Origin of the sequence: Bacteroides sp. 1_1_14 (genome assembly GCF_000162515.1) — a bacterium.
Lineage (GTDB): Bacteria > Bacteroidota > Bacteroidia > Bacteroidales > Bacteroidaceae > Bacteroides > Bacteroides thetaiotaomicron.
Genome location: NZ_GG774706.1, coordinates 352,833 through 378,561, shown reverse-complemented (window position 1 = coordinate 378,561; position 25,729 = coordinate 352,833). Strand labels below are relative to the sequence as shown.

The 25,729-nt window shown below is 38.5% G+C and carries 12 protein-coding genes and 2 pseudogenes; 1 reads left to right on the top strand and 13 read right to left on the bottom strand.

What is annotated here, in order from left to right; all coding sequences use genetic code 11:
- Positions 1-47 precede the first annotated feature (47 nt).
- The 10 genes and pseudogenes from HMPREF9007_RS11185 to HMPREF9007_RS11230 all read right to left on the bottom strand — a co-directional run bounded on the left by HMPREF9007_RS11185 (position 48) and on the right by HMPREF9007_RS11230 (position 18,213).
- Positions 48-1,196 (bottom strand): glycoside hydrolase family 130 protein, encoded by a 1,149-nt coding sequence (locus HMPREF9007_RS11185; protein ID WP_008761908.1) that lies wholly within the window; start codon positions 1,194-1,196, stop codon positions 48-50.
- A gap of 38 nt (positions 1,197-1,234) precedes the next feature.
- Positions 1,235-2,626: an FAD-dependent oxidoreductase gene (locus tag HMPREF9007_RS11190; protein WP_008761907.1), complete on the bottom strand. Its 1,392-nt coding sequence runs from the start codon at positions 2,624-2,626 to the stop codon at positions 1,235-1,237.
- 104 nt (positions 2,627-2,730) lie between these two features.
- Complete coding sequence (locus tag HMPREF9007_RS11195; RefSeq protein ID WP_008761906.1) at positions 2,731-5,442, bottom strand: glycoside hydrolase family 2; 2,712 nt, start codon at positions 5,440-5,442, stop codon at positions 2,731-2,733.
- Positions 5,443-5,584: 142 nt separating this feature from the next.
- Positions 5,585-6,646, bottom strand: coding sequence for a glycoside hydrolase family 88 protein (locus HMPREF9007_RS11200; protein WP_032850483.1), 1,062 nt, complete (start codon positions 6,644-6,646; stop codon positions 5,585-5,587).
- Between the two features lie 602 nt (positions 6,647-7,248).
- A pseudogene (locus tag HMPREF9007_RS11205) lies at positions 7,249-8,130 on the bottom strand (glycoside hydrolase family 43 protein); the annotation flags it as partial.
- A 514-nt stretch (positions 8,131-8,644) separates the two neighbouring features.
- Positions 8,645-9,643, bottom strand: coding sequence for a DUF4973 domain-containing protein (locus HMPREF9007_RS11210; protein ID WP_008761903.1), 999 nt, complete (start codon positions 9,641-9,643; stop codon positions 8,645-8,647).
- A 19-nt stretch (positions 9,644-9,662) separates the two neighbouring features.
- Positions 9,663-11,759, bottom strand: coding sequence for a RagB/SusD family nutrient uptake outer membrane protein (locus HMPREF9007_RS11215; protein WP_032850480.1), 2,097 nt, complete (start codon positions 11,757-11,759; stop codon positions 9,663-9,665).
- A 14-nt stretch (positions 11,760-11,773) separates the two neighbouring features.
- A complete protein-coding gene (locus tag HMPREF9007_RS11220) occupies positions 11,774-14,857 on the bottom strand; it encodes a TonB-dependent receptor (protein WP_008761901.1) in 3,084 nt (1,027 codons plus the stop codon).
- Between the two features lie 23 nt (positions 14,858-14,880).
- Positions 14,881-16,275: an IPT/TIG domain-containing protein gene (locus HMPREF9007_RS11225; protein ID WP_032850439.1), complete on the bottom strand. Its 1,395-nt coding sequence runs from the start codon at positions 16,273-16,275 to the stop codon at positions 14,881-14,883.
- A 39-nt stretch (positions 16,276-16,314) separates the two neighbouring features.
- A complete protein-coding gene (locus HMPREF9007_RS11230) occupies positions 16,315-18,213 on the bottom strand; it encodes a family 43 glycosylhydrolase (RefSeq protein ID WP_008761899.1) in 1,899 nt (632 codons plus the stop codon).
- Between the two features lie 409 nt (positions 18,214-18,622).
- Between HMPREF9007_RS11230 and HMPREF9007_RS11235 the strand changes: the two genes are divergently transcribed.
- A complete protein-coding gene (locus HMPREF9007_RS11235) occupies positions 18,623-21,370 on the top strand; it encodes a trehalase family glycosidase (protein WP_032850438.1) in 2,748 nt (915 codons plus the stop codon).
- A 128-nt stretch (positions 21,371-21,498) separates the two neighbouring features.
- Here HMPREF9007_RS11235 and HMPREF9007_RS11240 read toward each other — a convergent pair whose 3' ends face one another.
- From HMPREF9007_RS11240 to HMPREF9007_RS11250, 3 genes and pseudogenes are all read right to left on the bottom strand, one after another.
- The gene (locus tag HMPREF9007_RS11240; protein ID WP_008761897.1) at positions 21,499-22,527 is read right to left on the bottom strand and encodes a hypothetical protein; all 1,029 of its coding nucleotides are present in this window, start codon (positions 22,525-22,527) and stop codon (positions 21,499-21,501) included.
- A 349-nt stretch (positions 22,528-22,876) separates the two neighbouring features.
- A pseudogene (locus HMPREF9007_RS11245) lies at positions 22,877-24,432 on the bottom strand (ATP-binding protein).
- A 338-nt stretch (positions 24,433-24,770) separates the two neighbouring features.
- Entirely contained in the window at positions 24,771-25,502 is a 732-nt protein-coding gene (locus tag HMPREF9007_RS11250; protein WP_008761896.1) for a hypothetical protein, read from the bottom strand.
- Positions 25,503-25,729: the final 227 nt, after the last annotated feature.

The window sequence follows — 25,729 nt, the reverse complement described above, 5'->3', positions numbered from 1 at the left end:
AACGACTTATTTTTATTTATTATACAATTATAGAATATCTACGGGAGTTATTTAACCTTCAGGTTCTTTACATTGTCGCACACGGCCACTGCTATTCTTGAGTCCGCACAACCACAATAGAGATATAACTTCTTCTTGTAATATGCCAGTCCCTCGATAAATACTGTTCCATCTTTGTATTGCCCGCTCTTCTCAAAAGGTGCTTCAGGCACAAAGAAAGGTTTGTCCAACCGGTCCAGTACTTTATAAGGATCATTATTATCAAATAAAAATTGTCCGGCGCAATAAGCACCTGCCGGATATGAGGTATCCCTGTCCTTTCCTGCATTTTTTCCATTATACAGAAGCACAATACCCTTTTTGGTTCGTATAGCCGGAGGTCCGCATTCTGTCATCTGACAGTCAAAATGCCCTTTACGCGGTCTCGCCAACTTCTTTAATTCATTCTTTTCGTCCAGTACCGGATACCAGTCTACAAGGTTGTCAGAAGTAGCCGCGTGAACAGCATACTCTCCCCAGTACATGAAATACTTGCCGTCTACTTTATCAATAACCAGCTTTTCTTTCTTTACTTTGGTCAGTATGGAAGCAGATTTACTGGCTATCTTAGTGAAGCGTCCGTCGTAGGCCTTTTCAAAAGCAAGTCCATGCTTTGTCCAGTTCTTTAGATCCCGGGAGGTGGCTACAGCGATACGCGGTGTCTTCCGGTTCCATGCCGTATAAAGCATCACATACAGGCCGTCTTCCGTCATTGCTACACGTGGGTCCTCACAGCCACCGGGCCATTCTATACCTTTAAAGTTATCTTCCGCTGGAAATAATACCGGAGTGTCCAGTCTTGTCATTGTGACTCCATCCGTGCTCTCAGCATATCCGATACGTGAAGTCCTTTTACCGATGCCCCGTGCTGAATTATCTTCTGCCCGGTAAAGTACGACTATTTTCCCGTCTTTCACGGTAGCCGCCGGATTGAATGTATCACTCTCTTCCCACTTCACCTGTTGCTTCTGCATCGGACAATAAAAAGAAGTAGGTTGAGGTGAAATTACGGGATTAGCACCTTCAGGACGTACGAAGGGACCGAGTACCCAACTTCTGTTATCCTCCTTACCTGTAGTCGTATCCGTAGAAGGTTTCATGGTAAATCCATATAACATCAATATACCGGTCAGACTAATTACGAGTTTTAGTTTCATCTTATTTTCCTGCTTTATTCATAATAAATCATTTACCTTTACAGCAAATATTGTCCCTCCTCCTTCAATCTTTTACGCAGATAATCAGTATCGATTTTGTGGACATCATTCTTTGCCTGTTTTATAGCATGCACTGCAGCCATTCCGGCAGCTTCGCCAGTCACCAGACAAGGAGGCATTACCCGTAAACTCCCGAATGCTTCTTCATCAGTAGATATACAGCGTCCTGCAGTCAATACATTTTTCAGTCCTTTAGGTGTCAGGCAGCGATAAGGGATTCCATGAGATTCTCCTTTTTTATAACGTGTCTCTTTATGGCCGGGCTTATGAACATCTATATAATAACAGTTACGTCCGATTTCATCCTCAAAAGTTCTACGTTCTTTCCAGTCCTCTACCGTAAAAGTATAATCACCTTCAATCCGACGGCTGTCTCTGACTCCAAGCAAAGAAGCAGTCTTCACCAAAAAAGCACTACCAAAAGTTTTGGGCTGAACATCCTTCATTGCTTCCAAATATTGTCCTGCAATTTGCCGACCTGCCATCATTGCCTGCGTAGTTGCCCAGGGATCCGTTGAATCGACATTATCAAGATGCCCGGCATTGAACTGCACCACATCCGGACCAATAAAATTACTATTAAAATGCTTATCTATCAATGGATATTTCCCAGACTCAATCGCTTTATAAACAGGGCTGTTCTTATTACTAGTATGTAATGAGGGCCCCGTCAGATTGTAGTTATAGCTATCGACATTAGCAAACGAGAAGCATAAAGATGAGCTCTGTACCACCCCACTATCATCTCCTCTCTTGAATGATGCGCCTGCCCATGCCGCCAAATCCCCGTCACCTGTCGCATCAATAAAAACTTTTGCCTTGAAAGCAACAAGCCCGGATTTATTTGCGACAATGATAGCGTCTACCGTTTCATCGGCTGCTTTTTCTACAGCAGCAACTCTTGAGAAGAAGAGTACTCGGGCTCCCGATCCAGTAACCATCTGATCATAAACTGTCATCAGATATTCGGGATTTATACTCACCCAATTCATTTTCTGTTTTCTCTCATGCGGTACTCCTTTCCTCGAAGCTTCAAAAATTTTCTCTGCCAGACCTCTATAAATAATCTTCTCACCATCAGAAAACGGACACCATGCCGGAACCATACCGGCTGTGCCCATCCCGCCAAGTTGCCCCATTGCTTCAATCAATAGAGTCTTGGCCCCTTCGCGCGCTGCCGAGATAGCGGCAGCACAACCGCCAGGTCCTCCGCCAACTACAATAACATCCCACCGATCATCTACGGCAATCTTTGTATTCTTCAGACTCAGCCTGGATTGCGTTGTTTCTCCCTGCGTATTGAGAGTGGGTACAGTGAAAGCTGCGGTCAACAGCCCTGCTTTTTTTAAGAATTCTCTTCTAGAAGTCATAGTATTCTATTTATCATTTGATGAACATTAGTTCCTTTGTCCGATTCACTAACACTCAATTAAACAATCCACCTATCAATGTAGCTATAAGTTTAAGTTTCATCTTACTTAAGTTTATACTTTTGGCTATCGATATTCCATCCTTTTAATACCAATATTACTCCTTCACCCAGTTTTTTCTTCGCCGTCTCGATCGTTACCGTCTTCTTTTCACCCGGAGTCAGGGAGAAGAAATTATCCGTATAGAATGACGGACGTATCGGACTCATCTTTGCATTAAGGAATTGCAGTTGATTGAAGAAAGCTATCTGATTGGATGTATTCCTCATAGTGATATCAACAAAATAGTTATCACCTTCTTCCCTCACCTTATAAGCCAGTTTCACTTTAGAAGTCCGAAGTTTACTCAAATCCTCAAAGCCAGAGGCTGCCGGGCCGGTCAAGGTCGTCTTTCCTTCGTACTTATCGTTGGAACGCCAGTAAAAATTAGAAGAAACGTCTTTCCCTTTCTCATCTTTCAGTATTAATTTGATAAAGTGAACTTGAGAAATGTCTTCGGGAAAACGAATAGTCAACGCATCATTCGCTACTCCATCAGCCGGTAGATTAACAGTAGCCGATTCTTCAAACACCTTCCGGCTATTTATATCATACACCTGTGCTGTAACCTTGTAGTTATCGAAAGAACGATAGAAATCATTCACTACGGAAACCGTATTTTTAAGATAATCGAACTGAGCATGCAAAGGTTCTAAAGAATTGGCCGTGTGATAAAGAGAAGCTGTCGGCTCCAGAGACCAGTCCCACATACGGGAAGCTACCTGCCTCATAGAACAGTTATGATACCAAAACAAAAGCCCTGAACAAAAACGGTCACCATAATCCAGTTTATTATAGTTCCATACTTCCCAAATGCTCTTGGAGTTTATTGCACCCAGCAATTGTCCTTTCTGAGCAAATTCGTCAATCGAAGATGACTTTCCATAATGATTTACCAAGTCTGTATACATAGTAGTCATCAGATGGAAACCATTTCCATCCAAATAATCCCACACTTCTTTGTTGATAGGCCACAGGTCTTTCTCATCCATCATTTCCCGGAGTATTTCTACTGTAGGAAGAGTCGGTGCACCATATTCAGGATTAAAGCCATCTACACGACTACCTCGTGGAGAAGCTGTATTTTCATAATGCTGCATCGGATTCACCTGTTTATAAGGGCTGCCATCATGTACTCCAGCACACTCCGACTGCATCTGATATCCGCGTGTACCATCCAACTGATTCAGCAGTTCGGGAGTACCGGTCATTTCTGTGCTTTCATTGGAAGCAACATAATAAGCCAGAGACGGATGATTACGAATACGCTTCACTGTAGACTCCACGTTACTCATATAGAGAGCCTTGTCATGAGGATGACGAGTATCCCCTGTCATCCAGAATTCCTGCCATACCAGCAAACCCAGTTCATCACAAAGCTGGAAGAAATAGTCAGATTCGGCAATACCACCTCCCCACATACGCAGAAGGTTGACGCCCGACTGGCGGGTATAGCGCAATTCAGCATACGTACGTTCATCAGAGTGTCTCAACATAGCTTCCGGTATCCAGTTCGTACCACGGATAAACAATCGTTTGCCATTTACATAAAAGACACGTGATTTGTCCGGCGTTTTAGTATCAGAAGTGATTTCACGAATACCAAATCTCGTCTTTACAGAATCACAGACCACTCCGTCAACCGATACGGTCAACTTCAAATCATATAAGTTTTGCGGTCCTTTGTTGACCGGCCACCACAAGCGAGGAGAATTCATCACAAGTTGCGGAAACTCGTCCGGAGAAAAAGTAACCAGTTTTTGTTCTCCCCGAATCACCCGGAATGATTTCTCAAAAGATATATTCTCACCTACAATCTCACCCTTTACTTTGCAATTAATTCCACTATTGCTAGTTGACGGATTGATCACTTCTACAGATACGGTCTCACGTGCCTGGTCATAATCCGGTTTGCGCAATTCAGACTTAATAAACGGATGACGTAGAGCTACCTTTCCGGTAGCATAGATAGAAATATTTTTCCAGATACCTGTATTACGATCACGGATACCATCCATAAAGGTAAAGTCCCAGCCTACAGTCATCAACATCGTAGTATTCAATCCGATATTGCCGTTACCACCATTATGGAATTCTCCCGCAGCCCCCCAAGACTTCGGCTTAGTACTTCCGGGAACATCAACCGGATACACTTTTACAGCCAGTGCATTATTCTTCCCTATCTTTACAAAATCGGTCACATTAATATAGTCCTGTATAAACATACCATTGATGGTACTAAGCAAATTCCCATTCACCCATACTTCTGCCCGATAATTGATTCCATCCAGCTGTAACCAAACATTCTTCCCCTTAAAAGATTGAGGAACTGCAAACTCGGTACGGAACCAATAAGTATAAAAATCTCGTCCAACCTGAGAAATATCAGGAATCAGCTTCGATTCAATCTTATTATTAACTCCATAATAAGGTTCAGGGTATTTTTGGTTATACACTAAAGAATTTAAGACTGTACCGGGAACAATGGCTGGCAACCATTGTTCAGTCGGATAATCTGATAAAGATATTTTCTCACCCGGATCTGTGATATCGCCTGCTTTCATCATTTTCCACTGATAATCTCCATGATGAGTGACTTCCGAATCAAGCCAAATACGATTTGGATCTCTAGCGTCATTCATCCTATTTTGTGCAGTCAATACTGAACAGAAAAGTAGTAGCAAAACAGAAAAAAGGGTCTTAACAAAGTTGTGCATATTTATGTTATAGTTTTAAATGTTTTTTGGCATGGAACAAAAGTAGAGGTTTCCTTTTATTCAACATGCCAAAAACAGGTCAATAAATAAGATTTTAGTCCCAAAATACTTTAATAAAAGACAGAATTGCCCGTATTCATCGTTATTTTTCCAGAAGAGCAACCGTACACCAAAGATAGGGTGCATGTCCATGATAATCTCCCGTATTACGCGGACGATCATAATAATACTGCATGTCGTTCTTTTTGTTGGTACCGACACACACTTCTCTTACTTTATCATTCGAGTTTATATAAGTAAGCATAGCCAACCATGCTCTTCGAGTAGCCTCACCATACTCTTTTACCGGCAACCATCCATATTTCACTCCCATAATAAATGCGTAAGTAAACATAGCCGAACCTGATGTTTCTACCCAGCAGTCCGGTTTATCAATCAACTGTCTCCACATCCCCTCTTCTGTTTGATAATTTTTCAGACTTGCCATCATACGCTGGAAACCTCTTACAATAGGCAAATGATATGGGCTCGATTCCGGCAGATAGCGAAGCACTTCCGCCATCCCTGCCGCCACCCATCCGTTTCCTCTTCCCCAAAAATAGGGTACATCCGGTGCATGATAGAAAAGTCCATTCGTACGTTGCAACTCATCCAGATACATCGCCATTTCTTTAGCAGCGCGCTCAACGTATTTCAATTCACCGGTCACTTTATAAGCATGCGTTTGGATGACAGGAATCATATACATGTCGTCAATCCACAAGCGAGTTTGCCAACTATATCCCTTCGCTGCCCATGACTTCGCACTTGCACTTGCATTTTCCGGTACTTCCCATTGAGTATCTGCATAAGGCATACCCATTTCCCGATATCGTTCGTCTTTAGTGATCAGATACAACGTCAGAGGAAGACTACCGAACATATTCCGGTCAACATGATCCATCCTAGGCAAAAAGCTCTTGTCAGTAGTAAAGAAAGACTCAAACCCATCTTTCAAAGGCTGGATCAGTTCATTGTCTTTTGCTACCTCCGCATATTTCAATGCTCCGTTCCAAGTAAAAGTTTCCGGATAACTGAGAGTTTTTCCATTATGCTTTCCTTTTGCAAAAAGCCTTCCCAGCCGTTTGCCTATCTCCTTAGGAGTACTCCCTTCCGGGAAATCAGTCAGTAAGGGAGTAGCAATGGTCCGCTTGGTCTGCAACATCCATTCTTGAATTTCGATTCCTTTTCCTCCTTGATTCCGATGAATGGTCAGTTTATAATACTGATACGTCTCCTTATGCCTTAACTCTAGAAACTTTTTCTCTTTTTTTTCAAACTCCTGCCGAATTCTATTGTCTAGTTCGGTCCACTTCACATTGTCATTCGATCCGTAAAGAGACCACGCACTGGGTGCATTTCCTTCTTTATCTCCGGTTGCAATAACCGAATAATAACGTATTACAACCGGCTCTTTTCCCTTCCAGATGATAGAGACAGAATTATTAGGAGTATAGAAAGAAGTTGTCCAGTCTCCATCAACCAAATTGCTAATATCTTTTCCCTCAGGAGAGTCATCATATTCAGGGGAGATAGTACCCTCTGTCGGCATATTATAATTCTCCGCCTTTAACTGATATACATAGGTATATTTTTCCTTTGTGTCATTTCCTGTACCTTCCTGAGCTGGTGGTACAGGTTCTTCATCTTCACTGGAGCAGCTATAAAGCATACCTCCTGCTATTGATATCAGGAATGTACAAAATAATGTCCTCGCTATATCACGTATCCAGCTATTATTTTTCATGGTATTCTTAGTTTAAATAATTACTTTATTCTCACCGGTTCAATTGTTTCTCCTGTAATACTAATTACTCCTTTATCGGAGATATTGAAGTTACTGATGTAGGAAGTGCGAGGACCTACACTAGTCTCACTTGCATGAGCATGAAAGATATATTTATAACTTCCATCTGCACAGACAAAAGGTGCTCCATGCCCTGTACCAACCAGTCCTACAGACTTAGCGGCCTCTTTGTCTCTTCGGAGAATCGGATTTCCACTATACTTGGTCCAAGGTCCTTTAGGAGAACTAGCCGTTGCATACCCCACAGCATAATCTTTACTTTCATAATGGTTTGCCGAATATATTAAATAATATGTATCTCCTTTTTTCAACAACGAAGGACCTTCGGCAATCGTTCCTTGTTTTTTCTCCCAAGGCTCAGTAGCACTTATACATTTAGTCAATGTTTCTTTTTTTATGCTGGTCAAGTCATCATTCATTTCTGCTACCCAAATCACGTTTCCCCCGGTAAATCGCACATAATAGAGATAAGGAGTACCATCATCATCTATAAAAAATGAGGTATCAATTCCTTTTTCATCTGCTACAATAGGTTTCTTTTCTCTCTGTACGAATGGACCTTCCGGGCTAGTAGAAGTAGAGACACAGATATGTTCATCCACTGAATAAAACATATAAAATAGATTCTTCGACTTCACATAGTATACTTCCGGTGCCCAATACCATCTCGTTCCCCAGGAATTTTCCGGTGACAAAGCTTTAATATCATTTCGTTTCCATTGTTTCAAGTCTTCAGAGATATACACTTCAAAGCCATTAACACGAGTGCCATATGCATAGTATTTACCTTCATAGTATAGTACAAAAGGGTCAGCAATAGGCAATTTATTTTCTACTATAATATCCGGATCAATTGTATCTTCTTTAGCTGGAGTAGCCGATATAGTTACTTTCTCAGAACGCTTCCCATAATTGTCAATAGCCACGGCACTAACCTGATAAATTCCATATTCTACTAATTTAAGGGTATAAGAACTGTTTCTCTCACCATATACCCGTACATTTATAGTTTCAGAAAGTTCCTCTTTTCCTTTCAGAGAATAAAGTATTTCAACAACTGCAATATCGGAAGGATTTTTCCATTCTAATAATAATTCATTTGCTCTATTAGTTTCTTTTGCTACAAAACCTGAAATAGGTTCTACAACTACAATTTTCTGCCCATCCTCTTTTTCTATATTTATATCAGCCAATGAATCATTACCACCGCTACATGACATTAAACATATAGCACCTAAAACAAACCACATTTTCAAACATATTCCGTATCGCATATAGTTCATAATATTATAAGGAGGACTCTTTCATCCTACGAGTCCTCCTTCATTATTCAACAAAGTTTAAAGTTCCATGTTTTTACCATTGGATTTGCTGATCTTCGTCAGGGATCAAAGTATTAAGCTGACGTAACATCGACAACGATCCTTCCACCTGATAATTAATAGACGCCCCCGGAATTTGAGTAATGTCCTTAAAAGAGTAGTTCAAGTTGAGAGTAATGAATATTTTCTTCAAATAAACCTTCAATGGATCCATTTCCTCACTTATTGAATAACTCTGTATTCCACTAGTAGTCAATTTTATTTCATCATTATCCGACCACACTTCCAGTTTTTTAGTCTGCAAATCTACAATCTCGTCCGTAAATCGAATAAAAACCTTATATTGTTTACGATCCAAGTAATCAATATCTCTCGTACCGGCATAAATAAAAATCGTATTATCATCTACCACATATGCCCGTGTTGACTCAACAGTCAAAGGAACCGTTTTATCTCCTTCTAGATAGCACTTGTACTGACTTGCATCATACAACCCCGAATAGTCATTGAATGGAAGGAGGTGCAACATTGCTCTCCGATAATATTTTCTCGGATTGGCTTGATAATCATAAGACGGATCTGTCAATATCTGCAATGGCAACACCCACTTATCCGACTGATCTAATGACTCATCCAATGTGAACTCAACAGGAAGTACCGCCAATGATTCTCCAGCTAGCATTTCCACAGTTTCCGGCATATTATAATATTGACTGGGCAACTGCCGAAAATAAAGTTCTTCACGATGCCCATACTGTTCTTCATTCAGTACTGCCAATGTATCAGGATCCAAACCAATATGAATAGTTCGATTTTGTGTATTTACAGTTGAACCACTCATCAAAATCGGAAGGTTATATTTGACTACTCCACCAGAATTGAAACGTACATAAGTTGTCGTCACACCTTGGTCAGTGACATTCGCTTTGAAAGATGCCTGTAGCAAATACTGCTCATCTTCCCATTCATTATTGCAGGCTGCAACCCCCAAAATGGTCATCAACCCTAAAAATAGATAATATATATTTTTCATCTTTCTGATTTTAAAAAGATTATTCAGGATTTGTCCAACCCGGATTCTGAATTAAGTTTATATTGTGTTTTAGCTCTTCATGATTAATCGGCCATAGCCACATCTTGGTAGCAAAAATAGTTGGCAATGTCGTACACATTGTCGGAGTATGAAACTGATCTTTCATCGCTTCCGTAGCTAACATATTGCAACCATACACAGGAGTAGCCTCTTCTACTGGAGCATCCATCCAGCGACGCAAATCCCAGTAACGATGCCCTTCAGCAAAAAATTCAATCTGCCATTCACGTTTCAGTTTAGTACGGAATTTGTCTTGACTACTATATACTTCCATACTATAATCAGGCAATCCTGCACGACAACGAACCGGACGAATACCTTTTTTCATTTCATTAATATCGCGACTAACAGAATGAACTTTATTTCCATCCCATGAAGGAATGTCATAAGATCCCGTTAATTCGTTTAGGGCCTCCGCATAAATCATTAGAATTTCCGCATAACGAATAGCCGGATCTGTTTTCTTCTCTAGACGAGTTTGATCATAAGCGGTTTTCTCCGTATAACTAATATCATCCGGATGCACATACTTCTTTACTCCAATACCTGTCTGAAGAGTATAACCACTTGTATATCCATTGTTATACCCTTTATAGCCTCCCCGATAATAAAATATAGGAATATTCTTTTCCTCGTTTTTACTATCCTCCGCATTCAGAAAGTGCCATGTACTTCCATTATAAGCAACTGAAGCATAAAATCGTGGTTCGCGCCTCACATATTGTTTGGATACACCCTCACCTAACGGTCCTAATTCCGGATACTGTGCAAGTTCACTTGCTTCCACATAACCTGCCGGTCTAGGATCTGTGTTGTAACGTCCTTCATATCCTGCATAGCCTCTATACATATCATTCATACCCGGACAATCTTCACCATCGTTCATATAATATGCATCACACTGTTTTTGTGTCATACCATGCGAACCATATCCCCCACCACCACTTCGTGGTAACTGATGAACTACCATAATACCTATTCCTTCATTACCCTGATTTATACCACGAGTAAAAATCAGTTCTTCGTTCTGACTGGCTATGATAGAGCCGTCAAACAATTCACGATACGATTGAAAAGGATCTATGTTTCTCCAACCATTTGGCCAATCCTGTTCGGAAAAATCCCCATCAGCCGGCGGAGCTATTGTTTTGGGATAAGCAATATTTCCTTCACTAGCATTATAATTAGCCACATGTAATCCATAGATATTCAAATCCATCACATCTTTAGCAGCAGCCACTGCTTTAGCCCATTTAGATTCATCATAAGATTCTGGAAGCAAACGCTTTCCATCTTTATTAATCAAAGCCAATGAAACAACATCTGGAGCCTTACCATTAAATAATGGACTAGCTGCATACAGAAGAACTTTAGCACGTAATGCTAATGCAGCTCCACGGGTTGGACGAGTAATCTCTTGCACTCCTCGCTGAAGAGGTAAAACACTTGCAGCTTTCGTTAGTTCACCAGTAATATATTCCACACATTCGTCATAAGAATTACGAGGATAGGCTAACTCATCATATTCCTGAGTATAATCTATTCCCTCATCCGGAATAATCGGCACAGGTCCAAACGCCCGAAGTGTCAACCAATAAAAATAAGCTCTGAGAAAATGAGCTTGTCCTTTAAAGTCTGAAATTTCTTCCGGAGTAAACAATTCATTTTTATCAATATTATTCAGAAAGATAGATACTTGACGAATTCCCTTATAAGCGTTCTGCCAAATACCCGAACTCGAACCATATACCCCATTTTCATTATATCGTCCACTTTTCCACTTTCTGTAACCACTAGCATCAGAATCCTCCCAATAATACATATCATCTGCAAAATTAAAAGGAACATTTTTCTTACTACCAACATCTTGCAAATAACCATTAGCAAGAAAAGCATAACCTCTTGCTAACCAATTATTAGTATAATCTTTATTATGAAAGACATCGTCTATAGACATACGCTCATCAAAGATGTAATCTGAGTCCAAATAATCAGAGCATCCTGCCAAAGAAATCAATCCTACTGTAAAGGATAAAATTACTATCAGTTTTTTCATATACACGTTCATTTTTATAAATTAACAGATACTCCTAAAGAGAAAGTTTTATTAAGCGGATATTTCTTTCCATCCGAACTTCCCATTTCAGGATCCCAAAGCTTAAAACTTGAGAAAGTAAGCAGATTTGTAGCGGTAAAAAAGAAACGTACCTTATTCAAATGAGCCTTACGTACTAGTGCCGTTGGAAGTGAATAACCTACATCCAAGGTTTTCAGACGAAGATAAGACCCATTTCTAAGCCAGAAGGTAGAAGCACGATTATTATTAGAATTATTCCCGTAAGTTAAACGAGGATAATCGGCATTCGGATCTTCATTTACTCCCAAAACCCATCGGTTACTATTGGCCATTTCCTTCAATACATTTCCCCAACCATCACCACCAGAAAACATATAGACAGTGGAACCGTTTATAAAGTAAGAAGATTTGCCTACACCTTGAAAATGCACACTCGCATCCAACCCTTTCCATTGAGCAGATGCACCAAAACCATAAGTAAAATTAGGCTTTGTAGTAGATCCAATAGCTACTTTATCATTATCATCAATTACACCATCTCCATTAATATCTTTATACTTAATATCACCCGGCATAACCTCACCAAATTGTTTTGGCCAATTACGAATTTCTTCATAGTCCTTGAACAGACCCAGTGAAACCAGTCCCATTGCCTGATTCACACGATGTCCTTCCTGCATCTTGTACCAATAGATACTATTTTCTTCATCGCGTTCCACGATCTCATTCTTACCATAAGTCATGTTTCCGCGTATTGTCAGGTTCACCTTATCAACCTTTTGTTTAAAAGTGAAACGACCATCAAATCCTTCTGCTTTTACTACTCCAACATTAGCAGATGGCTTACTTTCCAAACCAGCGATCCAAGGTAAATAGGCACGCTCCATATAAATACCTTCTCTTTTCTCTTTATAATAATCGATCTCACCTGTCAACTTATCATTAAAAAGTGAAAAATCAATACCCAAATCCTGTTTAGTAGAAATTTCCCATGAGACATTAGTCGAGGCTAATGATGAATAACGCATACCTCCATAATATCTGTCATAACCGACATCCGCAAACTGATATCCTCCTGTAGGTTTAGGTTCATTCTCATCCGTCATCATAGTTTCGATTGTATACAAGTAAGGAAAACGAAGATCTTTTTTCAAGATATCATTACCTGTTTTACCCCAAGAATAACGGACTTTAAACATATTAAGCCATGTTAATCCCTTCATAAAAGTTTCTTCCGCAATATTCCATGCGCCAGAAACAGCAGGGAAAAAGCCAAAACGGTGATCTTTATGAAAATTCTCAGAACCTGTATATCCAAAATTAAAATCAATAAAATAACGATAGTTCCAATTATAATTAACACGCCCTGCAAGTCCTTGATTACGACGGGCAATAGCATTCTTTAGCTCAGTACCGATATTTTGATTAGAGACTTTGGAGGATTGCGTATATTTCACTACGGCTCCAGTATGATGGTTGTTAAATCCACGTTCATAATGCAATTCCCATTCGAAGAATTCATTCCGTATACCGTCCGACCCGGATGTTTGAGTCATTTTCTTTTCTGGTGAAACACGATCAAACTCTAATGTTCCATCAGAATTCCGGTATGAATGAGCCTTCCATAACTCCGGCCATTTCACTCGCTTTATCCAATTCGAATTTTCCGTATCATATCCAAACCTTCCAATAAACCTAAGTCCCTTAGTGATAAAGTCTAATTTCTGTTCTAATGTCACATTCGTTTGAATATTATTTTTCCAACTCTCATTAAAACCTGTTTGTGTAGCCTGAGTATATGGATTTATATTATCTTCTTTCTCACTCCAAGAAGGGATCTTGCCATTCGAATACGTCACTGGCATCATAATAGAATTATAGCCCATCAATGTTGTCCATATAGCATCTGTCCCTACTCCCGGATCATTCTGTTGACGTAATGATCCAGAAACACCAACTTTCAAAAGAGTCGTTTTTGTTATATCAATATCCACATTCATACGATAGGTCCATTTCCTGAAGTTTGCATTGGTATTATAGTCTTTCAATGATTTATCAGTCTTGTATATACCCTGTTGATTTTGATAACTACCTCCTACATAATACCGAGCAGTTTTACCTCCACCAGTCATATTCAATGACACACGGGAACTATAAGATACATCACGTAACATTAAATCCATCCAGTCTACATCTGGATATAAATCCGGATCAAGCCCTAAACGGAAAACTTCTAGCTCTTCCGGCTGATAGAGAGGTTCTTCATTACGTGCTAATTTTGCCTCATTTGCCATTGATGCATAAGTATATCCATCCACAAATTCAGGAAGTTTAGTAGGCATGGATGCAAACCCCTCCACTTTTGCATTAATATTAATTTTGCCTTCTTTACCACGACGAGTATTGATCAAAACTACCCCATTAGCACCTTTACTACCATAAATTGCGGTGGCAGAAGCATCTTTCAATACACTAAATGATTCTACATCCTCCACATTAACTTCGTTCAAATCTCGTTCAAAGCCATCAACTAAAACCAACGCTGAACTATTAGCACCAAATGTAGAAATACTACGTATCCAGAACTCTGAAACAGTACCTGGGCGTCCATTAGCCTGCATAGCCTGAATACCCGGTACAACTCCTGCTAAGGCATCTGCCATAGATGTACTTGGAGTTGTTTTCAGCTCTTCTACATCAACATTTGTAATAGCCCCCGTGACCGTAAGTTTTTTTTGTATACCGGTTCCAGTAATAACAACTTCGTCAATAGATGTAGCACTAGACTCCTGCATTACAACATTAACTACACGCTGTTCTTTTACCAATACTTCCAACTTCTCATAACCGATATATGAAAACACGATTTTATGATACGGAGGTGTCTTCAACGAATATTTACCATTTATATCTGTAATGGCTCCCAAACCAGGCATATCTGCAACAGATACATTTACACCAATCATAGGTTCTTTGTTCGTATCAGTCACGATACCTGTTACTACAATATTCTCTTGTGCAAAAACAAAGCCAGAGAATCCTAGCAACAACAAACATGTTAATAAAAAATGTTTCATTATATTATATGTGTTTATCATTATTATTCCTCTAAAGCAATCTTACGTATACGATGATTATTAGAGTCTCCCACTAAGAGACATCCCCTCACTTCATCGTATACAATGCTCGCTGGATAATTAAAACGAGCCTGTGTACGCAAATCTCCATCATTAAATCCTTTAGTTCCATCCCCATTCGGACGTCCGGCATACAAAGTTACTTTTCCAGCCGGTGTCATAACTCGAACACAATGATTCTGTTTATCTACGAAATAAAAATCGTACTCATCCGCCTGCCCCTCATAATCAGGATTTTTCACAAAACATCCTTGTTGAGGTTGGTTTAATCGAACCATACTACCTACTCCATCTTCACAAGCCGATGTACCATCTTTGCCACAAGCTAGATAAGGAGTTCCAAATGTTTTTGTTTCCCAGTTATAATCCGCCCGATAAATGGTATGTCTATTTCTCACCATGATATACATATAGTTCCCTGTCGGATGTATTACAACATATAAGTCAAGGCTAGCACGATACATTTGTAAGAAACTTGGATTATACTCTCCCGTTTCTGGATCATATCTACCAATCCACCCTTTATCATACCTAGATGTGTATATTTCTCCATTCACAGGATGAGGAATTGCCGCTCTACATCCTCGAGCATAAAGAGCCTTTGTTTGTGTTGTGAAATTTGATTCAGGAGAATAAAAGAATATACCATTTTTATTGTCTGTCGTTATATTCCGAACAACAATTAACTCTCCATTATTACTGAAGCTCAAAATATTACATTCTCCAGCCGCCTCACCTGTAAACGCAATAGTTCCTAATGTCTTCTTTGAAAAATCAACAACACGATGTGTTTTTGCCCCACCACAAACATACAATTTATCCTTATTATTAGGGTCAAAAACCATCCACTCCATTTTTTCCAAACCTCCGCAATCGCCCCATGGACCATCTTTTACATCAAAATTTTTATTTTCATCCGCTATCTCCGGGTCTGTTTCGCCTATAAGTGTAGTTACCAACATCTTTTTCTTATAGACAAAATTTTCTTCTGCCTCAGCATAGGCAATCTCTTCACCTCTATCATCCAAAATGCTTACTTCAATATCTCCATCATAAGCCCTTGCTGGAACGAAACAATACAAATTATGATTTTTGATTCCAATCACGCTTGCTGTTTGTCCACCAATCGTCACTTTTACTTTTGAGACATCATTTCCAAAATTATCTCCATATAATACCAAACGGCTTCCTAAGCCCCCTTCTTTTGGAGTAAAATCAGAAATAACTACAGGCTTGCTTGGGTCAAAGGGCTGTTCTCCTCCTTCGTCATCATCTTTACAACTGACGAAACAGAAACTAACCAATGCCAACAATCCCCACAAAAAATGCCAAACATGATTCTTTGTTTTCATTTTCATAATACATTGATTTTAAATGTTAATAAATATATATCGATTTCAATTATTAGAATTAAATACCGGTATCAATCCTGAATTAGAAGGAACACAATTCTTGATGTATGGCCAACCATCATTAGTCCACAATACTCGGTCTAGCATTCCCAAGCGTCCACCGACGCCACCATTTGCATCTTTCATATAACTATGATAAATCATCCAGTCTGTACCTTCATCATCTTGTATAATAATAGAATTATGCCCCGGTCCGATCCATTTCTGTCCATCCCCTTCCAACACAAGCTCCCAACTATTATCAAGCATGCCTTTTCCTTTCTTATCTACATAAGGACCTAATAAATCTTTAGAGCGACCAACTACCACTTTATAACTGCTATTAATACCATTACAACAGTTACCAATGGAAGCAAATAAGTAATAATAACCATTCTTCTTATAAATATTTGTCCCCTCAAATGCATTACCACAAACTTGTTTCTTCAAAACAGGCTTACCATCCACATCACGTTTAACAGAAAGACCATCATCTGTAAGTTCCGTTACATAAATTCCCTTGAAACTTCCAAAAAACATGTATTTCTTTCCATTTTCCTCATAATAAAACTGGTCAATTACATTAGAACCAAACTCTTCATTAGTAATTAACGCCTTACTGTTCGGAAAAGGACCTAAAGGAGAATCAGAAACAGCTACAGCCGTATAGCTAACATCCGCTCCATTCATCTTAGCCCATGAAAAGTAAAGAACATATTTCCCATTAATATATGTCATTTCTGGAGCCCAAAAAGCACCTCCACCTGATAAAGATGGCTTAGTAGCTTGTGTAAAGGCTGTCTTTTGATATTCCCAATTTACTAGATCTTTCGAACGATAAATCGGCATCCAATAAGTGCTAGTTTGAGTAGCATATAAATAAAAATACCCGTCATTAGCGCGAATTACCGTAGGGTCCGGTACGCTTTTATCTGATATAATTGGATTAGTATATGTACGCCCTACCTTAAGATAGCATATCTCTTCCTGGCAAATAACTCCATTGTTAGAGCACTCTCCAAGTTGCAATGGTAATAAATAATCCACAACAGCCATTCCTTCACGCTTAATTGTAATTTCTCCATTAGCTTGAGTTTCACCAGCCTTAAAAGACACACCCTCACCTAAATCATAATTACTTGCGGGCAGAAGTTGATATGAAGTTTTATAGACTTTATTATATTCTGCAACCAGTTCTTCAGCATTAGATGGCAGAACGAAACCACAGACAAAATCCCAAGGATTAGCTGTTGGTATCCCATCTATTGTATAATCAAGTGATGCAGCAATAGATACAGGAATCACATCTTTATTGACACTAACCTCTACAAAAGAGGTAGCAAAAGAAGCTGTTGGATAATCATAAGAAATGCCAAGTAATATTTCGCTCTGACTATCTCGTACCTGAATTTTATCACTACTAAGTTTTAAAGCAATGACATATTCAGCACCTTTTTCCCTAAATTCAGCAAATACTTTAGACGGATTAAAGCTAACCTCTACATCCATAACTGAAACTTCTTCTTTGAAAACCTGTTCTGTAGAAGTCAGAGAATACAACGATGAGGGCAAAAGTACATAAGATGTTTTCTCCTTATTATTATATGCTTTCAGTTCATCCTCACTCCATGGGTTTATTTGAGCTTTAAACCCTTTATTAGTTCCATTCCCTATAACCTTGATTTGGAAAGGAAACACAAAGTTTTCTTCTGTACAAGAAACCCTAATTGCATTCAGACCATTCGGTTGTAATTGTAGGTAGTAATTCGTAGTATTTCCCGGATCCTCAGTCGGATTATTGTTATCCGATCCGCACGATAGAAGCAAAAGTATCCCTGTCAGCATATATATAAAACGATGTGTACGACGAGTGATACTTGTTTTTTCAATTGACTTGTTATTCATTTCATAAGATTTAAGTTGGAACTCAATACAAGCTCCTTGTACGACATATGATTAAAAAATAAATGTGTTATCCTTCAAACATTCTTTTTAACTATACTTCAAAAAACAATCGTTATATTCTTTATCTTCTTTATTTTATTTTATCAAGTACTCACATAAAATGACCATAATAGTTTTTATGAACGACACAAAAGTAGAAATTCTGTTGCATTTAGAGTGATACAAACAGGTCAATAAATGGAAAATTAGTCCCAAAGCGTTTTTAACAACTAATAAGAAAGACTTCACTAAATTATAATGACCAATTATTTGCATTATGGACAATTTATACTTTTTATTGAACAGTTTCTATCTTTCTAAAAAATCAAAAGTCTTACCTTTGTTACAACGAACCATTTTAAACTCTAATATGAAAACTAAGCAATCTTTAATGATGTTACTAATGATCATGTTTTGGATAACATCTGTATTGGGACAATCAACGATCCCTCCATCATGTTTTACCAATAGTCACGACATCACCTCACTGCAAGCTTGGGGGCCTTACTCTAAGCGATACGCAGGAATCTCACATATACCCGATATGAAAGCCGGGATGCGTTTCGATTTCTCTGTAATGCCAGGCTATTACCGTAATCGTCAACTGATTCCTCATGTGCTTTTCGAATCATCTTATTACCCATGGGATATCAATTCATCCATGAGCCGCATTACATACCGCTATGAAATGGAGTGGAAAAACCGAGTATTTACTGATGTCACCTATTATATACTAGATGAACACCGAACACTGGTAGGTATGAATTGCGTCAATAATACTGCTGTTAACCAAAATCTCGTTCTCAATTTGATGGCATATATCGATTATGAAGGAGAACAACCTCAGTTCAAAATCCCTGAAGATTCAAATATACAGTGGCATAACGCAACCGATTATATATCAAATGAGCCTGTACGCAAATCTCCACAGTATAATTTAGTATACGACGGATGGAAAAGGAACGAAATGCGAACTTCTCAATCACTCAGTGGTTTTGTTCTAGGAAAAGGATTTGGAAGAGATAAGGGAGACAAAGTGAGCTATGAAATAAATATTCTACCTGGAAAAGAAAAAGGAATGATAGGATTTAGATACAATACTCCTAAAGGAAAAACAAGCACTTTTCAAGTAAAAGGAATAACCGAAAGCCGCCTAGAGCTACAAGGCACCGGAGAATATAACATAGTCTCAATCCCCTATACTTGCAAAGAACCGGGAAAATACACGCTAGAATTAATATCAGAGGGTACACACAATACTGATTTAGATGGTTTCTTTATCGGTAGCGAAGAAGATATAAAGCAAATCAAGATACTACCTAGGAAGCTTTCTTTTATTCCCGAAATTAAATTGGGAAAAACGAAACAAGATTTTATCTTAAAATATCCGGAATGTGATAACTATTATGGAATAGCATGGAATTACCAAGAATCTCAGATTCGGGAAGTTCTGGATAACAATCTGGAATCTTTCTTCCGCAAAAAGACTCACGACCATGTATCATCGAGACTAATAGGAAACAGAGAGTGGCATTATTCTAATGCTTTTCTACGTCCGATTGTCTTGGCACCTCACTCCGAACAGACAATATACGCCTTAGTCTGCACCGGAACACCCCAACAAGTCAATGAACAGATTCAGAAGTTTCATTCCACACCGGAAACTCTGACTTCATTAATACAAAAGGATTCGAATAACTCTGAAGACAGAATATTAGCAGATGGCAAGAAGTATGAATTCGGACGTCGCTTGCTGCAATCAGCATTATTATCCAACATTGTTTATCCCGTCCATACCCAAGGGCAATATATCCGGCATTTTACGCCCGGCAAAAATTGGAATAGCCTTTATACATGGGATTCCGGTTTCATAGCTCTGGGATTAATAGATGTGGATATTACTAAGGCTTTTGAGTGTATCAGAGCTTATACAACTCCTGTAGGCAGTGAATCTGCATTTATTCATCATGGCACTCCATTGCCCATACAGATGTATGCCTATTACGATTTATGGAATAATACACAGTCAAAAGAAGCATTGCAATTTCTATACCCGCGACTGAAGCAGTTCTTTGATTTTATGACAGGTAAGAATCCCTACTCCACAACCCGAATGAAAGGTTCCGGTCTGCTACGAACATGGGATTATTTCTATAATTCAGGAGGATGGGATGATTATCCGCCTCAACATGCTTTACGTGACAAGGCTTCTGTTACTCCAGTGGTATCTTCGGCTTATTATATCAGAGCTGCTAAAATTTTACGTTTAGCAGCAAAAGAACTAGGTCTTAAAAAAGATGTAAAAGAGTATGAGCAAACCATCAAACAACTGTCAAATGCATTACAAACCTATTCATGGGATGAGGAAACCGGTTATTTCGGATATGTAATGCATGACAAAGATGGCAAACCTAAAGGCATCTATCGATATAAAGATGGTTCTAACTTTAATAAGGGACTGGACGGAGTAAGCCCACTTATTGCAAACATCTCCTCCAAAGAGCAAACAAGCAGGATGATAAACCATGTATTTTCTCCTGACGAGATGTGGACAGAAGTAGGAATTTCTACAGTAGACCAGTCTGCACCTTATTATCGTACAGACGGTTATTGGAATGGAGCCGTTTGGTTTCCTCATCAATGGATGGTGTGGAAAGCCTTGCTGGATCTTGGAGAAGGAGAAAAAGCCTATCAAGTAGCAACTACCGCATTAAATACATGGGAAAAAGAATGTAAGGAGAGTTATTACACCTTCGAACACTTCATTATCTCCTCACAACGTGGAGCCGGATGGCATCAATTCTCCGGTTTATCATCTCCTATACTCAACTGGTTTGCTGCATACTATCGGATAGGGAAAGTTTCAACCGGCTTCGAAGTGTGGATTTCCAACAGCCATTTCAATGATGATTATACACAGTATCAGGCAGAAATAGCTTTTGATGATTCAACAGTTCCTCATCAGCGAACAATTCTTGTTTGCATGAATCCGGAGAAAGATTACCAAGTAACTTTCAATGGGAAAGTAGTAGAAAGCAAAACATATCATCAAGGATTATTAGAAATTACATTGCCTAGTACAAACAAATCGGGAAAACTCACAGTTACATCAGTCTGACATTATAAACCTTATACAGGGTAACCACATCAACAGTTTTATTCGTTATTATACAGGTAAAACCGTTGGTGCAGTTGCTCTAATAAAAGGTTTCATTTCTTACATATCATAAATGCTCAGACATACTTTTATTCATAACCAAAAGCATATTCTGATATATAAATATCTACATTTTTATCTCCAGCAGAGTAATCCCTATAGGTCGTATCATAGGTCACATCACCAGTCAACTTATTAGTTCTTTTTGCAATTACTTCAATTTGACCACCACTTTTCCCTATATTTGTACCGATAGCCATTCCCTCGTTATTACTGTTCGTAGTTCCTCCAAGGGATTGCTCATAACCCGAATTATGATTATACATAATACACGAGTAACTATATTTATCTGTATTCATTGGCAAATAAACTCTCACAATAAAACTTGTTTCGTCCACTGCAACCTCACCATTAATAATGTCATCTACGCTTGGTTGTGGTCTATTATACCCCCAGTAATTACAATAAGGATCTCCAATCACTTCTGGATAACTCCACATAGAAAATAAGCTACGATCATATTTATATTGAGTTTCTACTTCTGGTACTGGCGTAGCCCCTATAAAACTTTCATGAATAGTACGCATTCTCATGTAAATATATCGTCTTGTTGTACTATAAGGAAAAGCATATGCCGGTATTTTTTCAAGAGCACCATCACCAAGTATTTTGACAAGGCCATATTTACTACCGCGCATATTTATATAAGCCCACTCATTCATATAACCAGTATAGCTCCACTGAATTTGCAAAAAATATTGATCAGAAACATCCTGTCCTGTGCTTTCCTCAATAAATCCCGCATTCCAACAAAAATCAGCATAATAACTATAACCATCTTCAGTATCAGAATCTAAGTCTGGAACAAATTTAAATTCACACAACCCACATGGGGAATAAGGGCACTTACCTTCCCTATCCTCTGCCCACTCTAAAGCAGACTCTTCTTCTTCCTCCCATAGATCACTTCTCGTTAAAGCACTGTCTTGATCCAATCTCAAATCAACAGCCTCTTCAACAGCGCTTTCTAAATTGCTATCCATTTCATGGCTGCATGAATAAAACGCAAACAACATCGCAAAAGGGATACTCCATCCTAAAAACAGTTCCTGTCTCATAGCAATTATATTTAAAAGTTAAACAATTTATAAATATAGAGACAAATAAACATTTATACAAATTATAAGGAATGTTCGTAAACACAAAAAAGTTCCAAATTTACAAAGCAAAGGAATAAAGATAAAAAAATATGTTATAATCGCACTCTTATTTAAATTTTCTCCTTTATAAATTGGAAAATTTGAAAAATAGAATTTCGGATATGACAAAAGCAATATAAGTCACGGCTTATTGTGATTTATGGGCAAAACACTCATATTTGTAGAATAAAAACTTGTAAAGTAACATCTAATTGTGGTTTTCTATGATGGAAAAAATTATAGACCACTATAGAAAATACATAATTCTTTAAAGAATCTCTACAACCCACTTCTCTATATTGCGAGTTTTAGCACTGAAGTTCACTCCTATTTTGAATAGTTTCCGTTCATCCATTTCGAAGGGGAGCGCACAATGCTTCTCGTTGATCTGCTGTAAAGCCTCTTCGACAGTACCTTCCAACTTAAATTCTATGATATAGATAAATTTGTCCGTCTTCAGAACGAGATCAATGCGTTCGTCATTCGTGTGATACTCCACTTGGGTATAAAAGCCGAGCAATTTGAATACGATAAAAAGTACGTTTTCATAGTGCAGCTCCTGATCACAAATCACCTCGTAGGTAGTATCTGCAAAAAACTTTGTAAACGACGGAAGAAAGAATCATAATCACCGGAGCGTATCTCACGGACAAATTTCTGAATCTCAAACGGAGATTCCACTTTATTCACGCTGGCATAATAAGGAAGCAAGAAGCGAATAAATCCCTCTTCCACTTCCCGGTTGGGAAAACCCAAACGATATATACCAAATTCCTCGTCATATCCCTTGATCGTAAGATATCCGCTTTGATAAATCACCGGAATGGGGTTAGTGGATTCGGAGTCAATGCTGTTCAACACTTGCGCATCAGTCTCTTCGTGCGCCATTCGTTCCAGATCGTAATGATGCTTTTTCAGTAATTCCACCAAATAGGTAGGCGTTCCGGTTTCAAACCAATAGCTACCGAATTCCTTATACTTAAAGGCATTGAGCAGACTGAACGGATTGTAGATACCAATAGAATTATGTGTAAAGTGATAGCCATCGTAACGCTCTCTCAACTCTGAACAAAGTTTATCATAGGTCACTCCCCGTATATCGGCAAAATCATGAAGTTCGGCTTCCAGATTATCATGAATCTCCTGTTCGCTAACACCACAAATGTCAATGTACTGATTCCGCATAGAAATATCATCCAAATTGTTCAGATCGCTGAATACACTGACTTTACCGAACTTCGTCACCCCTGTCAGTAGGGCGAACTTGATGCAACCGTCCATTGTCTTAAGCGCTCCATAGAAGGGTTTTAAGGTGTCCCTAAATTTCTTTTGAAGCTCCACATTACCGATGGATTGCAGCATGGGTTTGTCGTATTCATCCACCAGGATGGCAACGCGTTGCCCCGCTTTCTCGTATGCACGCTGTATAATACCTGCAAAACGCAGGGAAAAGGAACGTTCAGACGGTTCGGCACCATATAGTTTTTCCCATGCTGTCAGAGACTTTTCAAGTATGTTGTCAAGGCTCTCCAAAGTATCATATTTCTCGATATTGAGGTCCAGATGCAAAATAGGATGTTTATTCCAATCCTTTTCCAACTTTTCCATAGCCAATCCCACAAATAATTCCTTTTTGCCTTGAAAGTATGCTTCCAGAGTGGATATGAGAAGACTCTTTCCGAAGCGACGAGGACGGCTTAAGAAGTAATAACTACCCGTCTTTACCATTTGATAAATCAATGCTGTTTTATCAATATAGAAATAACCGCCATTCCGAATCTTTTCAAAATTCTGTATGCCAATGGGATAAATCTTATTGCTCATATTCTCCTGTTTTTATACACCAACACACAAAAATACAAATTTCCCTCTTATCTCCAATTATCTCCAACACTATTATTTGAGAAACTTCTTGTTTTAAGATGGATAGCAGGAATATGATTTTATACTATAGAGTACTAATAACAGAAAATATAATTCCTCATAATAATATCAGTACATTAATAAGATTCATTTTCAACAAGACACATCGCGAATAATTACTCTTTCGATTTTTCTATTAATAATCTATCACAATATCATGAAATGCTCTCACAGCTTTATCACCTATGTATGCAGGGGTCCATTTAGGCATCCGTAAAACGATTGGAATCATTTCTTCATCAAATCCGAACATATTTCTCTCTATTACACAAGGAGAACTTATGGTACCATCCTCTTCTACTATAACCTTTATTATTCCACTGATCTTCCTCCTTTGAGGATTCTTCAGATTTTTTTTTAAAGAATGCCTCTAATGCTTCATCCCCTCCCGGGAATTCAGGTTTCTTATCTACACACCAATAAACCTTATTCACCCGACTTCCATTTTCTCCTTTTAAAGGTGTTATGGAATGTACTATTTCTTTTTTCTGCATTCTTTTGCCCAAAGGTGTCATATAATAAATCCTATATTCAATAAATGCTACTCCTTCTAAACAACTATTACCAATAATGATCCCACTACAAAATTTCTTGGTTTCTCCTGGAGAAAAATAGGTTCTTATATGTCCATTTTGAAGAAACAGATTACCTGTCCTGAAAGACTTCCATTGTACACCATTGAAAGTATATATATCAATAGTACTCCCTGCACCTGTCACCGCATCTGAAACCAACCGCATTTCAACAGAAAAGTCCATGAGACTGGTTATCTCGCTGCAGATTTCCTCCGCCTTCAAGAAAGAAGAAATTTTCCAATCAATGGAATCACACATTTGACCGGCCTCTATTATTATATCAGTACATTGATTATACATTTCCCGCTTAAATAATGGAAAATCATTATTTAAGCAAGAATAACTTGTTTCTAATGAGAGTAATAAAAAGAATAGAAAAGCAAACAATATTTTCATAATTCAATAATTTAAGGATTAAGTTCTGAATTTTCTCTCGCTTTTTGCAGTAACTGTTCATATCTCCACACCTTATACCTCCTCTCTAAAGCATACTCCGGAGTAACCAACGAATCAGGACAAACTTCTATTTCATGTTCATATGCTCTTAATTCATTCTCATAATAAATAGGAGAGCTTAATTCGCTATACATAGGTATCATAATCATATCCAAATAAAATTATAC

Bases quoted from the DNA above. Each gene is read 5' to 3' on its own strand.
- HMPREF9007_RS11185 (WP_008761908.1), bottom strand. From the start codon at position 1,196: ATGAAACTAAAACTCGTAATTAGTCTGACCGGTATATTGATGTTATAT.
- HMPREF9007_RS11190 (WP_008761907.1), bottom strand. From the start codon at position 2,626: ATGACTTCTAGAAGAGAATTCTTAAAAAAAGCAGGGCTGTTGACCGCA.
- HMPREF9007_RS11195 (WP_008761906.1), bottom strand. From the start codon at position 5,442: ATGCACAACTTTGTTAAGACCCTTTTTTCTGTTTTGCTACTACTTTTC.
- HMPREF9007_RS11200 (WP_032850483.1), bottom strand. From the start codon at position 6,646: ATGTTGCAGACCAAGCGGACCATTGCTACTCCCTTACTGACTGATTTC.
- HMPREF9007_RS11210 (WP_008761903.1), bottom strand. From the start codon at position 9,643: ATGAAAAATATATATTATCTATTTTTAGGGTTGATGACCATTTTGGGG.
- HMPREF9007_RS11215 (WP_032850480.1), bottom strand. From the start codon at position 11,759: ATGAAAAAACTGATAGTAATTTTATCCTTTACAGTAGGATTGATTTCT.
- HMPREF9007_RS11220 (WP_008761901.1), bottom strand. From the start codon at position 14,857: ATGAAACATTTTTTATTAACATGTTTGTTGTTGCTAGGATTCTCTGGC.
- HMPREF9007_RS11225 (WP_032850439.1), bottom strand. From the start codon at position 16,275: ATGAAAATGAAAACAAAGAATCATGTTTGGCATTTTTTGTGGGGATTG.
- HMPREF9007_RS11230 (WP_008761899.1), bottom strand. From the start codon at position 18,213: ATGAATAACAAGTCAATTGAAAAAACAAGTATCACTCGTCGTACACAT.
- HMPREF9007_RS11235 (WP_032850438.1), top strand. From the start codon at position 18,623: ATGAAAACTAAGCAATCTTTAATGATGTTACTAATGATCATGTTTTGG.
- HMPREF9007_RS11240 (WP_008761897.1), bottom strand. From the start codon at position 22,527: ATGAGACAGGAACTGTTTTTAGGATGGAGTATCCCTTTTGCGATGTTG.
- HMPREF9007_RS11250 (WP_008761896.1), bottom strand. From the start codon at position 25,502: ATGAAAATATTGTTTGCTTTTCTATTCTTTTTATTACTCTCATTAGAA.